The sequence below is a fragment of the Chryseobacterium angstadtii genome (genome assembly GCF_001045465.1).
Lineage (GTDB): Bacteria > Bacteroidota > Bacteroidia > Flavobacteriales > Weeksellaceae > Chryseobacterium > Chryseobacterium angstadtii.
On the sequence record NZ_LFND01000003.1, the window covers coordinates 290,898 to 305,899 of the forward strand.

At 37.6% G+C, this 15,002-nt stretch carries 12 protein-coding genes; 8 read left to right on the forward strand and 4 right to left on the reverse strand.

The features are described 5' to 3' along the window. Positions 1-2: 2 nt before the first annotated feature. The gene (locus tag ACM46_RS09490; RefSeq protein WP_048506413.1) at positions 3-923 is read left to right on the forward strand and encodes an ABC transporter ATP-binding protein; all 921 of its coding nucleotides are present in this window, start codon (positions 3-5) and stop codon (positions 921-923) included. Next, positions 920-2,497 carry an ABC transporter permease/substrate-binding protein gene (locus ACM46_RS09495; protein ID WP_048506414.1) on the forward strand — a complete coding sequence of 526 codons (1,578 nt, stop codon included), beginning with the start codon at positions 920-922 and terminating at the stop codon, positions 2,495-2,497. The genes ACM46_RS09490 and ACM46_RS09495 overlap by 4 nt, the downstream gene beginning before the upstream one ends. A 120-nt stretch (positions 2,498-2,617) precedes the next feature. Here ACM46_RS09495 and ACM46_RS09500 read toward each other — a convergent pair whose 3' ends face one another. From ACM46_RS09500 to ACM46_RS09515, 4 genes are all read right to left on the reverse strand, one after another. Next, entirely contained in the window at positions 2,618-3,139 is a 522-nt protein-coding gene (locus ACM46_RS09500; RefSeq protein ID WP_048506415.1) for a hypothetical protein, read from the reverse strand. 218 nt (positions 3,140-3,357) lie between these two features. Beyond that, the gene (locus ACM46_RS09505) at positions 3,358-3,810 is read right to left on the reverse strand and encodes a hypothetical protein (RefSeq protein ID WP_131707567.1); all 453 of its coding nucleotides are present in this window, start codon (positions 3,808-3,810) and stop codon (positions 3,358-3,360) included. 161 nt (positions 3,811-3,971) lie between these two features. Continuing rightward, the gene (locus ACM46_RS09510; RefSeq protein WP_048506417.1) at positions 3,972-4,787 is read right to left on the reverse strand and encodes a DUF4249 domain-containing protein; all 816 of its coding nucleotides are present in this window, start codon (positions 4,785-4,787) and stop codon (positions 3,972-3,974) included. Positions 4,788-4,790: 3 nt separating this feature from the next. Continuing rightward, on the reverse strand, positions 4,791-7,121 hold the full coding sequence (locus tag ACM46_RS09515) for a TonB-dependent receptor (protein ID WP_048506418.1): 2,331 nt from the start codon (positions 7,119-7,121) through the stop codon (positions 4,791-4,793). A gap of 748 nt (positions 7,122-7,869) precedes the next feature. Here ACM46_RS09515 and ACM46_RS09520 point away from each other — a divergent pair. The 6 genes from ACM46_RS09520 (at position 7,870) to ACM46_RS09545 (ending at position 14,994) form a co-directional block, all read left to right on the forward strand. Then, positions 7,870-8,505, forward strand: a complete 636-nt coding sequence (locus tag ACM46_RS09520; protein ID WP_048506419.1) for a LysE family translocator — start codon at positions 7,870-7,872, stop codon at positions 8,503-8,505. Positions 8,506-8,876: 371 nt separating this feature from the next. After that, complete coding sequence (locus tag ACM46_RS09525) at positions 8,877-10,415, forward strand: T9SS type A sorting domain-containing protein (RefSeq protein ID WP_131707568.1); 1,539 nt, start codon at positions 8,877-8,879, stop codon at positions 10,413-10,415. Positions 10,416-10,572: 157 nt separating this feature from the next. Further along, positions 10,573-11,445, forward strand: coding sequence for an AraC family transcriptional regulator (locus ACM46_RS09530; RefSeq protein ID WP_048506421.1), 873 nt, complete (start codon positions 10,573-10,575; stop codon positions 11,443-11,445). A gap of 81 nt (positions 11,446-11,526) precedes the next feature. Next, entirely contained in the window at positions 11,527-12,249 is a 723-nt protein-coding gene (locus tag ACM46_RS09535) for an FAD-binding oxidoreductase (protein WP_048506422.1), read from the forward strand. A gap of 235 nt (positions 12,250-12,484) precedes the next feature. Further along, entirely contained in the window at positions 12,485-12,811 is a 327-nt protein-coding gene (locus tag ACM46_RS09540; RefSeq protein WP_048506423.1) for a nucleotide pyrophosphohydrolase, read from the forward strand. 8 nt (positions 12,812-12,819) lie between these two features. Next, positions 12,820-14,994, forward strand: a complete 2,175-nt coding sequence (locus ACM46_RS09545; RefSeq protein WP_048506424.1) for a DNA/RNA helicase domain-containing protein — start codon at positions 12,820-12,822, stop codon at positions 14,992-14,994. Positions 14,995-15,002: the final 8 nt, after the last annotated feature.

Genomic DNA, 15,002 nt, shown 5'->3' on the forward strand with positions numbered 1-15,002 from the left:
CTATGATTACAGTAGAATCCATTGTTAAAAAATTTAACGGAAAACCTGCGGTAGACGGAATTTCTTTTCAGGCTTATGATCAGGAAATTTTTGTGCTTCTGGGACCGAGTGGCTGCGGTAAAACCACCACACTTAAGATGATCAACCGCCTCATAGAAGCAGATTCCGGAAATATTTTAATTGACGGAAAAAATATCCGCGACCGGAAACCTGAAGAATTACGGATGGGAATCGGTTTTGTGATGCAGCATTCCGGATTGTTTCCCCATTATACCATCCAGCAGAATATTGCCGTAGTTCCTGAACTGTTGAAATGGGATAAAAAGAGAACGGAAACAAGAACTCACGAACTTTTACATAAGCTTCACCTTTCGGAAGAGATCCTGTCCAGATTTCCGGGAGAATTAAGCGGCGGGCAGCAGCAAAGAGTAGGGATTGCCAGAGCTTTGATGGCTGATACACCTGTTTTGCTGATGGATGAACCTTTTGGAGCATTGGATAATATTACAAAAGCAGATATTCATTCAGAGTTCAAATCGCTGGAAGAGCTTAAAAACAAAACCATTATTCTGGTCACTCACGACGTGCAGGAAGCTTTTGAATTAGGGCACCGCATCTGTCTGATGGAAAAAGGACAAATTGTGCAGATTGGGACTCCTAAAGAAATGCTTTATCATTCCAAAAACAGTTTTGTCCGCGATTTTTTTGCTGAAAACCGACTTTTACTGGAATATAAAACAACCACGTTGCAGGATGTTCAATCATTTTTCCCTGTGGAAGACTGGTCCCATGAATGGAATGTTTCGGGAGATACTCATGTCTGGGACGCGTTGCAAAAACTGAGCTCAGATCATAAAAATACGGTGCACTACGAGAAACTGGTGAGTGCATTCAATGAATACAGAAAACTGCAGATCGTATGAAAGAACAGAGTCTTTGGCAGTTTATCATAGAACAGCAGGATAAATTAGGAATCCAGGTGGTACAGCATCTCGGATTAACATTTCTGTCATTAATTCTGGCGATTGTGGTTGGAGTACCTTTGGGAATCCTTATTGCGAGACAAAGAAAGCTTTCCAGCCCGGTGCTGGGTATTGCAGGCGTTTTGCAGACCATTCCCAGTATTGCACTTCTCGGGTTTATGATTCCTGTTTTTGGAATTGGAGCAAAACCGGCAATTGCAGCCCTTCTGATTTATGCTCTTTTACCCATTATCCGGAACACTTATACCGGAATTAAAGGAGTAGACCCGGTCGTAATTGAGGCTGCCAAAGCGATGGGAATGAATCGGAATCAGCTTCTTTTTAAGGTTGAACTTCCATTGGCGATGTCTGTCATCATAGCAGGAATCAGAACCGCAGCGGTTATTAATGTTGGAGTAGCCACCTTAGCCTCTTTTGTTGCGGCAGGCGGTTTGGGTGAGTTTATTTTTGGGGGAATTTCCCTCAATAATACCAATATGATTCTGGCGGGTGCAATTCCGGCTGCATTGCTGGCGATTTTGCTGGATCAGATCATTGCGGTTATACAGAAATCGGGCTATCAGGTGTTTCAGAAACTGAAATATGGAATTCCGGTTATCCTGCTTATGATCGGAGCCGGATATGTATTTTTTTCTTCTTCGGATCATCGGTTGAAAGCCGGTTTTACACCTGAATTTATGGGACGGCAGGACGGCGATCTCGGTTTGCGTTCCGTGTATGGGCTCAATGTAAACCCGCTTGTGGTGAATGATGCGATTATGTACAAAGCTGCATATGAAGAAGACCTGGATCTCATCAGCGGCTATTCTACAGATGGCAGAATCAAAGCTTTTGATCTGTATGTACTGGAAGACGATAAAAAAATATTTCCGCCTTATTTCGCTGCTCCCATTATTAAAACCAAAACACTGGAAAAATTCCCGGAGATTGAAGAAACACTGAATCTGTTGGCAGGGAAATTTAACGATTCTATCATGACAGATCTTAACTACAAGGCAGACGAGCTTCATCAAACTCCTGAAAGAATAGCCAAAGATTTTCTGATTAAAAATAATCTCTACAAAAGCCCCCGAAAAGGAAATTTAAAAACGATACGGATTGGCTCCAAGATCTTTGGTGAGCAGTATATTCTTGCCCAAATGTATACTTTGCTTATTCAGGGGTATACAGATTATAAAGTAGAAACGAAAACAGGTCTGGGAGGAACGAAAATATGTTTTGATGCACTGATGAATGACGCCATTGATCTTTATCCGGAATATACGGGAACAGGGCTTCTTGTACTTTTAAAACCATCGGAACAAACTGTAAAAACAGTGATTCAAAGTGCGGATAAAACCTATCAGTATGTCAGTTCAGAATTTGAAAAACAGTATGGAATTCAATGGCTCAAACCACTTGGGTTTAATAATGCCTATGCTTTGATGATGCGCAGAAAACAGGCCGATGAGCTTGGAATAAAAAAGATTTCGGATTTGAAAAGGTATTTTGATGGAGGAAATAGCGATCAATAATTCCGACTGTGAGAATATAAATACACTGAACCTATAAGTTATTTTATAAGCCTCACTGGTTTCCAAAACCTGTGAGGTTTTTTTAATCATAGCAATTAATTTTTTTCCAAAGATCATTATTTACCGATCCCTCAATTTTTCAAGGGACAAAGGAAATGTCATCTTCTGATCCGTTATATTTCGGTACCCCGTATTTTCAAATTCAAATATGATATCATAATAGATGGACGTTTCTATGACGTTACCTGTGATTTTTCCAAATGTTATTTTTTTCACATCTACCGGATTGTGGGAATGGGAAAGATAAATAGATCCGTCAATATAACCGGGATCGGGATTGATTGGAAATTCAAAGGTTTTATTTTCCAGTTCATGAATATTGATCTTCTTTGAAGGAATAAAATCTAATACAATGGATGTTTTGGTATTTTGTTTTTCAAAGCGGAAATCACGCAGAAGGATTTTTATCTGAAAGTATTTTTCACCGTCAGATCCATCCCAGTTTGAATTTTTTATTTCTGCACTAGCAGGCTTGAGGAGAGTAATATCGAAATTTTTCAAAGCTTTTTGGGCATTAAAAAGAGTACAGCCTATTGAAATCAGAAAGATATACAAGCCGAACAGAATTGTTTTTTTCTTCATAAGATTAGATATTATTTTCTTTCAGGCAGATAATCGGTTATATTCAGTTTCCGGAGCAATGTTTCCAGCTTTCTCCAGTCTTCATAAGTGACTAAAAAAGAATTTTGATTTACTTTTAAATCACTGCTGAAGCTATACTGATCACACCCGAAACAAAGATCAATATAAGACCACTTTTTTGCGTTATAAATGAACTGACCATCTTTCTGATCATCAGTTTAATTATTTTCCGGGTTGAATTTTTTACTCCTTTTCCAGTCATAGATAAGCCCTGAAATAGGGTAAATAATACTTGTGAGCAATACTTTTTCAAAAATAAGCAATTCCGATTGTCCGTCAGGATTTTCCATTGTGACAGAACTAAGCTGCAAGAGCAGATCACTTCCGAATACAAACAGAGAAATCATAAAGGCGAGAAGAAGTACATAGGATAAAACCTCATTTTTAATCTTTCCTAATGCCAGCCAATATCCTATTCCTGTAATCCCCAGAAAAATAAGATCTGTTGTAAAATGTTCCGCGTAATAAGAATCAATGGAGAAGAGTTCTCCGATAAAACTGGAGGTATTATAAGCCAACTCATGAGCAATCAATGCCCCGATTGAAATTAAGCAGCTGGAAAGGGCAATAAGCCCCATGAGGATTCCTATAAATAATCCTTTACGTTTCATGATTCTATTAGTTTTGAAAACGTCGCTTTTACACAACGATTAAAGATAATATTTATTGTCGTAAAATACAATTGAGTTCTATGGTTTCCTGAAATAGGAATAAAAAACACAAGAGACCGCCCGAAAAAGGACAGTCTCTTATTCATATTTTGATTATTGATTTATTGAATAATAAAGCTTTTTCTTTGCGTTGTATGTGCTGAGAAATATCCCAAAGCACCATTGTTGATATTGCTCGGAGGATTGGAAGGAGTAATCCCTCCGCCCGGGCCGCCGTCCCCTGAAATCTGCAGAAGAGCGGAGTAGAAGGTGAATACATTATGATCAATGGACTGCATTTCTACATGAATGGTATCTCCAACCACTACTTTATGGCTGGTAGGGTCATCGTCGTCCTCTTCATTAGGAAGAAACAATGGCCTTTGATTCACCATACCGTTGTTGATATTATCCGAAAATACTTCAAATGTCTTTTTAGGGATATTGTTGACTGTAAAATTAAAAAGATAACGGTTTCCCAATGCCTGAGGATCTGTGAAAACAGGTAAAAGAGTATAAGTGGTTTCACTTCCGAATGTGAAGGAGTCCTGTGTAAGACCGTCAAAATTCACTACTTCAGGCATCGTACTCTGGGCGGTGTATTCTTTTCCTTCCGCCTGTACTTTCAGGGTATAAGTTCTGCCTGTAACTCCGGTAAAAGCAGTTGTCTTATACCTTCCGTCGCTTACATACTGCAGGATCTCGGTCTGACCGGTATTGTCGCTTAAAATCACCTGAGCACCGGTCACAGCAGGATACTGATTGCTTTGCGTAAAGGCCACCGATTTTGTTATTCTTACAAAATAAGGCCCCGGCTGATTCGTGATATTGCCTTCTATAACAATGTTTCCGCTTTTGTCGTCCAGATCCAGATCAATCTCCTTTTCACAGGAAGTGACTAAAAACAGCGATAATATGATTAAAATAATATTTTTCATGATCTAAAATTTGAAATTATAAGTGATGTTAGGTACCCAACGGAATAATGAAGTCTGCATGGCACGGGTAGTTCCCGGGTTATTCGGGTTATCTTCAAACGTGATGGTATAGGCATTTTCACGGCCGTAGATATTGTAAATACCGAATGACCATGAGCCTTTGAAACGTTTTGTAGATTCCGGTTCATAAGTGGCGCTCAGATCCATTCTGTGATAAGCCGGCATTCTGTCGGCATTTCTGCTGCTGTACTGGAAAACAGTCTGTCCGTTCAGTTCATATTTGGCTGTCGGGAAAGTCACTGCGTTTCCTGTACTGTAAAGGAATAATCCGGATAAAGACCATTTTTTATTCAGTTCATACGTGGCAACAATAGAAAGGTCATGGGTTTTGTCCATTCTGGCATTATACCATTCATTATCGTTGATGCCGTCTATTTTTCTTTCAGTTTTAGATAAAGTATAGGAAATCCATCCCGTCAGTCTGCCGCTTTTCTTTTTGGCGATAAGCTCCAAACCATAGGCTCTGCCTTTCCCGTAAAGTAATTCACTTTCTACATCGGCAGCGGTATCAAAAGTAATTTGAGCCCCGTTTTTAAAGTCGATCTGGTTTTGCATAGACTTGTAATAGATCTCGGCATTCAGCTCATAATTATTGTTATTGAAATTTCGGCTGTATCCGGCACTGATCTGATCCGCGATTTCAGGTTTCACAGAATAGCTGCTCCCGATCCACTGATCTGTAGGATTTCCGCTGCTGCTGTTGCTCAGAAGGTGAAGGTTCTGCGTATTGCGGGAATATCCGGCTTTGATGCTGCTTACCTCATTAATGCGATAATTGGCACTGATTCTCGGCTCCAGATTAACATACGTCTTTCCGAATTTTCCTTTCTCTAAAAACCGGCTGTCTGTAATAACCCCGTTTTCATAAGTATTGTAAGTATCACCTCCCAAAATACTGAATGTAGAAAGTCTTAAACCATAATTAACGGTAAGTTTTTCAGTCGCTTTGAAATCGTCATTGATGTACAGGGCATTCTCCCACGATTTTCTCGGGTTTCTTGGAAAGCTGCTCACACTCGTTCCTGAAGCGCTGCTTGGGGTAATCGTATGGTAAATAGACTGTAGCCCGAAACGCACGGAATGCTTGTTACCTGCAAACCACGTAAAATCCTGCTTAAGGTTGAAATCCTCAATCTGCGAGTCCAGGCCGAAAGTATTATCGTTGCTTTTAAGGCTGATTTTATAATTGTAATTGCTGTAAATTAATGAAGTGTTGGAAAATAATTTGCTGTTGATGATGCTGTTCCATCTCAGGGTAGCTGTTGTATTTCCCCAGTCTGTAGAAAAAGTATCTCCGAGTCCCAGAACGTCTCTTCCGAAATACCCGGAAAGATAAAGACGGTTATTGTCATTGATCTGATAATTAGCCTTTAAATTAAGATCATAGAAATACAGTTTGCTGTCTTTGTAATCATCACTCGTCTTCAGAAATAAATCGGCATAGGTTCTTCTTCCGGAAACAATGAACGATGATTTTTCCTTTTGAATAGGCCCTTCAACACTTAATCTGCTGCTGATCAGCCCGATTCCTCCGTTTACATTATAATCCTTATTGTTCCCATCCTTCATCTTTACATCCATTACCGAAGAAAGACGGCCTCCATACTGGGCAGGGCTGTTTCCTTTAATGATACTGGCATCTTTCAGAGCATCGCTGTTAAACGTACTGAAAAAACCAAGTAAGTGCGAAGCATTATAAACAGGCGCTTCATCCAGCAAGATCAGGTTTTGGTCCGTAGCACCGCCTCTTACACTGAATCCGCTGCTGCCTTCACCATTGCTTTTAATCCCCGGTAAAAGCTGTATGGTTTTCATCACATCTCTTTCTCCGAATAAAACTGGCAGTTTTTCTATATTTTTGATGCTCAGTGTTTCGGTTCCCATCTGAGCGGTGGTAAGGTTTTTGTCTTTTTTAATCCCTGAAATAACCACCTCATCAATTTTTCCTACTTTTCCGTCATCCTGATTAAGAGGTAAATCCAGCTTCGTATTCTGCTCAACCTTAATCGCCTGTTCAAAATCACGGTAACCCGGATAGGAAACAATTAACGTGTAGTTTCCCTCAGGAAGTGAAAGCGAATAAAAACCATATTCATTGGCAACCACTGAAATAGAGGGATCTTCGCTTACTTTTACCGTAACTCCAATCAGCAGTTCACCATTCTTTTGGTCTTTTACGGTACCGCTTACAGAATATTTTTGCTGTGCCAGAGCCAGGGAGCCGAAACAGAGCGCCGCGGCCGTGACAGCCGTTTTAAAAAACAATTTTTGCATTGAGTTTAAATTTTAATGTAGTAGAAATCTATCAAATAGTCTATTGAATTGGATGGATGTTACAGAAAATTAGAATAATGAAACTTTAGATGTTAGGATATGGCTTTTAGTTTACTGTCAAACGTAAAAAAACAACCGATATTACTGTCTTTGGAAAAAAAATGTGGTATTGTGCACTTTGATGCGAAATATTTCTTCTCCGCTTTTCCTTCTTCGGGTAGAATAAATAGGCTGCATGTCGTAATCTGATTCATAGTTTTTAGTGGTTATTCTGAAAAAGTGGAAAATTCCCCATTTAGAGAATACAAAAATAATAAAATACCTTTATCAGGCTTATTTTTAATTGTTATCTTTTGGTAATAAACGATATAGCGTGTATAATCTGACTTTTTATTTTCGATATCCATACGATCATTGTGAGGCACAAAACTATGCTGAAAAGAGCCTGCGAATGTTCGGGATTATCGGGACGAACTGATTTTAAGTTAAAAAAAACATATGGTTAATTGTTTGTAAATTAATTGATTGTATGGTTTTCAGCGTTGCGGCTTATAAATCCGAACCTTTTTATATTCTGAAATGACTAGCCAGAGAAATATTTTTAATATTAATTCATAACTGCGATCTTATGAGCCCGATCTGAATTATAGAGAGGATTGCCCGCAAAATGGTGTATATTTGTTTGTGAAATTTTATTGCCGGGTAACTTTTCCGGTTGCGTTCCACATCAATAAATGACTGGTAGAATATGATTCCACTTCACGATCTTCTGTTTTTTGTCCTGGCTGCTCTTGTGTTAGTTATAAGTCCCGGCCCTAATATGATTTATTTAATTTCAAAATCGATAACACAGGGAAAAAAATCGGGACTGATTTCACTGGCCGGCGTAGTCTGCGGTTTTCTGTTTCACATAGTTATGGTATCTTTTGGATTGACGGCTGTATTGCTGGCCGTTCCGATGGCTTACACGGTTCTGAAAACATTGGGAACGGTTTATCTCTTATATCTGGCTTATCAGGCAATTAAACCGAAAAGTAAAAATATATTTGAGGTAGACAGCAACGGGAAGCATGATGGTCCTAAAAAACTGTTCACGATCGGTTTTCTGACGAATGTACTGAATCCGAAAGTAGCGGTCTTTTATCTTTCATTTTTTCCACAGTTCATTAAACCGGAATATGGTTCTGTTTTTACCCAAAGTCTGGAACTTGGCGTTATTCAGGTGTTCGTAAGTTTCAGTGTTAATTTTATCATTGTGCTGACTGCTGCAAGAGTGGCTGTGTTTTTTGCGAATAATCCTTTGTGGATTAAGGTACAAAAATGGTTTATGGCAAGTGTTTTAGCTTTTCTGGCTGTAAAAATGGCTTTGTCAAAGGCTAAATAGCTAGAACTCGGGATGACGTTTTCTAATAGTAAGGCTGAGGTTTTTATCATTTTTAAGATAAACAAAGGCAAAAACTTATTCTCGTTATACAACTTCTTTGTTTTACCTTGATGAACGAAGTGTCTTTGTTTCTCTTTACACTCATCCGCACGAAATATTCCTTTGTTTTTCTTTGCGATAAATATGCACTATAAAAGAAATCAAACCACCTGTAATCCTATCTGTTTTCTGTAAACTGTTCCCAAAGAATTATTTAAATAAAATACTGATGAGAGTCTGTTTTTATGTCTGATTGATATATAAAAAGTATTGTGTATTTTTGCGCCTCGTTGAAAATAACACCAACGATAAAAAATAATAACCATCATTCAATGAAAAAAATTATATCTTTTTTAGCCTGTATATTCTTTCTGCAAGGCTTTGCTCAATCACTCGCATGGTCGAACTATGATTCCCTTCAAAATATGTATTCTTATTCCTGGGGAATAAACAGAGTAGATAGTGACGGGAACGTTTATATGCTATATTCATCCGCTCCTGAACGGTTCAGAAATGATACATTCTACATAGAAAAATATACACCACAGGGAAGTTTTGATCCCGGATTCGGAACCAATGGAGTTCTTAATCTGAGCGCATTATTAGGATATACATCTTCTGAAGAACCACCTTTACTTTCTTTTGAAGTAACGGAAAGCAATAAGGTTTTACTGCTTCTGGGAGCTCCCAACAATGGCAATCCAAAGCTTTTGCGTCTGAACGGAGATGGCACAATAGACCAGACTTACGGTGTTTCCGGGACTAAACAGATTTATATGGATCCTTTAAAATACAATAAACATTACCGTTCCGGTTTATACAAAGCAGGAACTAAGTATTTTATTTCACATAATTATTCGGACCTTCAGGACAAGCCAAGGGCAGAGATCGGATGTTTCAACGAATCCGGAGAACTGCTTACAGGCATGTTCGATCAGGGGCTTAAACAGGTTGATTACGGAACTGCCTATAATTATACCCAGATTCAAAGTATGATGGTTTCAGGCTCTTCTCTGTATGTTCAGGGAGCCGGATACACCACATCTGCCACAAATATCCGAATCAATAAGATAGAAACTGCTTCAGGAATCCAGGATAATTCCTATGTGAGTCATCCTAGCCTGAATATTTCTTTCAACAATACCTATATTTTTCCTGACGGGAAAGCTGTTGAAGGAAGCAGTGTGTCTGTGAGTCCGTCAAGAACAGATTTAAAACTGAAGAAATATCTGGCTGACGGGAGTGTTGATACTTCTTTTGGAACCAATGGAGAACTCAATATAGGATATCCATGGATCTCACTCAATTTTTCCAAAATACAGGCTCTTCCTAACGGGGATTTTCTTGTAGGAGTGGCTTATGTTTCTACGGCAAGCTCAGGAAACAGGCAGAATGCTTTGATTTATGTAAAAAGTAACGGACAGATCAACAGCAGCTTCGGAGGGAATATTCCTAATAACGGAGTACCGCTTGCCGGTTTTTTTGGCCTTGTTGGTTATTACGGATCTACGGCATCGTTCACTTTAAAGCCTGATTATCTAATGGTAACGGCCAGCAGATCATACATGGGAGCAAGACTTGTTACTTCTAAGGTGAACTTTAACTCAGGAGCATTGTCTACAGATGAAATTAACCAATCATACACTTTCAGTTTCTATCCGAATCCGCTGAAATCGGTCGGTACGTTAACCGTGAAAGATGATGGTGAAGCTTCATTCAGCCTGTCTGATTCCAGCGGGAAGCTTATTGTAAGAAATCAGATCTTCAGAAACAAAACAGAAATTGATTTTTCTGCCCTTACCAAAGGAGTTTACTATCTGAGTATTAAACAAAAGGATAAAGAAAGCACAAGGAAAATCATAAAAGAATAATCATATCAATAGAAGCGCTCAGATAATACACTTATCTGGGCGTTTTATTTGTAGTCATCTGCCAGCTCATGGATCTTTTTATGTTTTATTTAAAGGATAATGGTTTGGGTTTCGTCTATTCTGATGAATATTTCTAATTTTACTCGGCCATTTAAAGATGAAACAAAGTATTCCAACATATGATCTGAGCAGCATTACCCATCATGGTATTCTGATTGAAAGGATTGAAAAACGGACCATGAGTACGGAAGACAATCTTTTTGATAAAGGAATTCATCGCGACAGCCATTATATTTTCACCTATCTGGAAAGCGGTCGTGCCAGGATGATGGTTGATTTTAAAACGATAGAAGCTCAAGATTCTGCGGTATTTTTTCTGCTGCCGGGGCAGGTGCATGCAGGGATGCTGATGGAAAATGTCAGCGGATGGTTTGTAGCTGTGAAAGCAGATCTGCTGCCCGATACTGTACGGTCGGTTTTTGAAGAGGTTCTGATCGATATACAACCTGTTTTCCTTGATAAGAGCACTGCCGGGAAACTGAGTTTATGTGCAGAAATGCTGGAAATGTCCTGTACAGAAGAGATGCTGGCTACCAGAGAAGGATTTCTTGTGGTTCAGTCTTTAATGAATGCTTTTGCAGGAATGTATGCCATGATTTTTTTAGGAGAAAAGAGTTCTGAAATATCCAGTGAAGGCCGTGCACTTCAACTGACCCGGACATTCAGAATTTTGGTAAGAAAAGAATTTAAAACGATAAAAAGCCCTTCCGCTTATGCGGAAGCCATGAATATTTCACGGGGCTATCTTACGGATGTGATCCGGGAGGTTACAGGAAAATCTGTACAGTACTGGATTCATCAGGAAGTTTTAATAGAAGCTAAAAGGCTTCTGTACTTTACCCAGCTTACTGTTAAAGAAATTGCTTACGAGCTTGGATACAGCGATCATACTTATTTTTCCCGTTTATTTTCTAAGGTTGAAGGCTGCCCGCCATCTGAATTCCGTAACAAGACCGGAAATAAATACTAAACCGCGAATTGTCCAATCAATTCCCTGAAATGGCTATCGGCCGGTTTCCATTTTGAAGCTTCCTTTGTATTAAAATTATTTATGCCAAGCCTACCGAAATGGATCAATGACACTTTTGAAAATGTCATGGCCTCAAAATTTAAAGAATGTACCGTTACCCATATAGAAACTGTTTCAAAAGATCTTCGTATGATCCGTTTTACTTCCGATCTGGAAGATGTTCCTTTTGAACCTGCCTATGCCATTGGAATACGTGTCAACGAAAGGGATTTTCGTAATTACTCCCCATTCAATTTTAATAAGTATGCAGGAACTTTTGATGTGATATTCCATCTTCATGATATGGATTCTGTAGGAGGAAGTTTCATTAACAGTCTTTCCAAAGGCGACACCACAAAAATTTTAATGCCCAGAGGAAAACGTTTCTTCGATCTTGATGCAGATATTCACTTTTCCATAGGCGATGAAACGTCACTGGGAAGCTCCATCGCAATAAAAGAAGCAGCAGAAGAAATTGGCGGTTCATTTGTCTGTCTCCACGAACTGGAAGAACCTTCCATATTGAAAGATCTGGAACTGTACGGCTATCACACCGCGAAAAACGATATCCAGAACATTATGGACGCTTTAAACGATTTTTTAAGAGAAGAAAAGCAGGCTGTCCAGAATAACGAAGCCGTGTTTTATCTTACAGGAAACGGAAATACCATGTCCGTAGTCCGGAAATTCCTTAAAGCAAAGGGCGTGGATGGGAAGTGTGTGAGATCGCAGGCGTATTGGATGGAGGGGAAGAGGGGGTTGTAGTATGAGCTCTTATAATAATCATTTGATATAGCTGACTTGTTATTGTCAGGATTTTAGGATGCATCATTTTTATAAAATATATACAACCTATTTTAGAGTAATTGTTAATTTTGATTAACCATCAATATTTTTTTATACTATTTATATTTTTACAGAAATCAAACTTCTTAGAAGATTTTATCTATAAATTTATTATTTTTAAGGTAAAATTGAAACCCTGATTTAAAATCAATGTATGATAGATACTGAAACCTTACAAAAACTTTTAAAATTTCGCGATGATCGTGACTGGGAACAGTTTCATAATTCTAAAGATCTAGCCCTAGCTTTATCAATTGAGGCTTCTGAACTGTTGGAGGTTTTTTTATGGAAAAAAGAGGAAGATTTTAGTAGGGATAAGCTGGAAGAGGAATTGGCTGATGTATTTATGTATGGCCTTCTACTTGCTCACAAAAATAATGTTGATATAAATAGTATTATTTTAAGAAAGCTTCAAAAGAATGACGAGAAGTATCCGGTAAATAAGGCGAAAGGAAAGGCTGACAAATACGATGAACTGTAATTTTGGAGATGAATAATTTTTTAATTACCGAAGAGTATAACTTTGATTTCTTCATTGAAGATAAAATAAATAATAATCATAGGGATTATTTGACTTGGCCTATAGTATATTTTTTGAAAAATGAACGGAAGAAATCTGCCTATATTGGGGAAACAACGGATGTTCTCACTAGAATAAACACGCATTTAAAGTCAGACGAAAAAAAACATTTATCATCGGTAAACCTGATTTTAAGTGATCTTTTTCATAAGTCTGCCACATTAGATTTAGAGGCTAATCTTATTAAGTATATCGCTGCAGATGGGAAATATGCTTTAAAAAATGGCAACCTAGGGATTTCTAATCATCAATATCACGAAAAGAAAGTATATTGGGAATTGTTTAAAAGTATATGGGGTGAACTTATTAATAGAGGAATTGCCCACCAACAGTTGAAAGATATTGATAATTCTGATCTTTTTAAATATTCACCCTATAAGTCACTTTCAAAAGAACAAATTAAGGGTTTAAAAATGATCTTAAACTGCCTGCTGGATAGAAATGCTAAAGTAAGCCTTATACATGGAGGAGCTGGAACAGGTAAATCCATTTTGGCTATTTTTCTATTTAAACTATTAAAAACGGACTTACGTGATTTTAATTATACTGATTTTGATGGAGAAGACAAAGAATTATTCTCCCTGGTAGAAGAAGTCAAAGAGAAATATAATAATTTAGATATGGCTTTGGTGATTCCAATGGCTTCATTCAGAAAGACTATTTCTAATGTTTTTAAAAATGTAGATGGATTGTCGGCCAAAATGGTAATCGGGCCTGCAGACTTAGGAAGAAAGACATATGACTTGGTTATTGTAGATGAAGGACACCGTTTAAGACGAAGGGTGAATTTGGGATCTTATTATCGTGGATTTGATAACAATTGTCTGAGGCTTGGCTTGGATAAATTTACAGCTTCAGAACTTGATTGGGTTAAAAAACAAAGTAAAAAATCTATTATTTTTTATGATCAATACCAATCAATAAAACCTTCAGATACGACAAGAGATAGCTTTAAGAAGTTAGAAAAAGAATCTTCTACGCGAACAGAAAGATTAAAAAGTCAATTTAGGGTTCGTGGCGGGAATAAGTACATAAAGCTTATTTATAAACTTTTTGATGAATCATCTAATTCTTCTGTAGAGAAGTATAAAATTAGCTCTTACGAGTTTTATATTTTTGATAATCTGGCAGAGATGGTTGATAGAATCAAAAAGAAAGATCACATTCATGGTTTATCAAGAATGGTAGCCGGTTTTGCCTGGGAATGGATTTCTAAAAAAAAGCCGGAACAGTTTGATATTGTTATTGGTGATGATAAGTTAAAATGGAATAGTAAGGACAAGGATTGGGTAAATTCTAAAAACGCTATTAATGAAGTAGGGTGTATTCATACTACACAAGGATATGACTTGAATTATGCTGGAGTCATTATTGGTCCTGAGTTAGATTATGACTTTGAAGCGCAAAAATTTGTTGTTTATAAAAGTCGATACAAAGATAAAAATGGTAAACATTCTATTAAAGATGATGACGAACTTCTAGAGTATGTCATTAATATTTATAAGACTATATTATTGAGAGGTATTCAGGGTACATATGTATATATATGCAATGAAAATTTAAGACTGTTCATGCAACGGTTTGTTCCTTTGTATGTATCCAAAATTAGTAATAAGAAGATTGATTTTTTAAATGAACCATCTGAAAATACCATTCCTTTTTACGATCTGGAAATAGCAGCAGGTACATTTTCTGAACTTCAGGAATCCGGGGAAACAAAATATATTGAAGTGGAAAGTTCATTAGTAGGGAATGAATATTTTGCTTGCAAAGTTATCGGAGAATCCATGAATAAGATCATACCTAATGGAAGCATCTGTTTATTTAAAAAGTATAATGGAGGCACCCGTAACGGATTAATCGTATTGACCGAGGGTAGGTGCATTTTTGATGAAGAATACGGTTCTAGCTATACAATCAAGGAATATTCTAGCAAAAAAATAGCTAATGATGAAGGATGGTATCATGAAGAAATTATTTTGTTACCTAGATCAACAGATAGACAATTCAAAAAGCTTGTGCTTAAGTATGATGATGTTATTGATTTTAAAGTGATTGGGACTTTTGTTAAGGTGTTGGAGTAGATAGTTGA

Excerpts from the sequence above, each read along its gene's own strand:
- ACM46_RS09505 (WP_131707567.1), bottom strand. The coding sequence starts at position 3,810 with ATGAAACGTAAAGGATTATTTATAGGAATCCTCATGGGGCTTATTGCC.
- ACM46_RS09510 (WP_048506417.1), bottom strand. The coding sequence starts at position 4,787 with ATGAAAAATATTATTTTAATCATATTATCGCTGTTTTTAGTCACTTCC.
- ACM46_RS09540 (WP_048506423.1), top strand. The coding sequence starts at position 12,485 with ATGATAGATACTGAAACCTTACAAAAACTTTTAAAATTTCGCGATGAT.
- ACM46_RS09530 (WP_048506421.1), top strand. The coding sequence starts at position 10,573 with ATGAAACAAAGTATTCCAACATATGATCTGAGCAGCATTACCCATCAT.
- ACM46_RS09490 (WP_048506413.1), top strand. The coding sequence starts at position 3 with ATGATTACAGTAGAATCCATTGTTAAAAAATTTAACGGAAAACCTGCG.
- ACM46_RS09545 (WP_048506424.1), top strand. The coding sequence starts at position 12,820 with ATGAATAATTTTTTAATTACCGAAGAGTATAACTTTGATTTCTTCATT.
- ACM46_RS09515 (WP_048506418.1), bottom strand. The coding sequence starts at position 7,121 with ATGCAAAAATTGTTTTTTAAAACGGCTGTCACGGCCGCGGCGCTCTGT.
- ACM46_RS09535 (WP_048506422.1), top strand. The coding sequence starts at position 11,527 with ATGCCAAGCCTACCGAAATGGATCAATGACACTTTTGAAAATGTCATG.
- ACM46_RS09520 (WP_048506419.1), top strand. The coding sequence starts at position 7,870 with ATGATTCCACTTCACGATCTTCTGTTTTTTGTCCTGGCTGCTCTTGTG.
- ACM46_RS09500 (WP_048506415.1), bottom strand. The coding sequence starts at position 3,139 with ATGAAGAAAAAAACAATTCTGTTCGGCTTGTATATCTTTCTGATTTCA.
- ACM46_RS09525 (WP_131707568.1), top strand. The coding sequence starts at position 8,877 with ATGAAAAAAATTATATCTTTTTTAGCCTGTATATTCTTTCTGCAAGGC.
- ACM46_RS09495 (WP_048506414.1), top strand. The coding sequence starts at position 920 with ATGAAAGAACAGAGTCTTTGGCAGTTTATCATAGAACAGCAGGATAAA.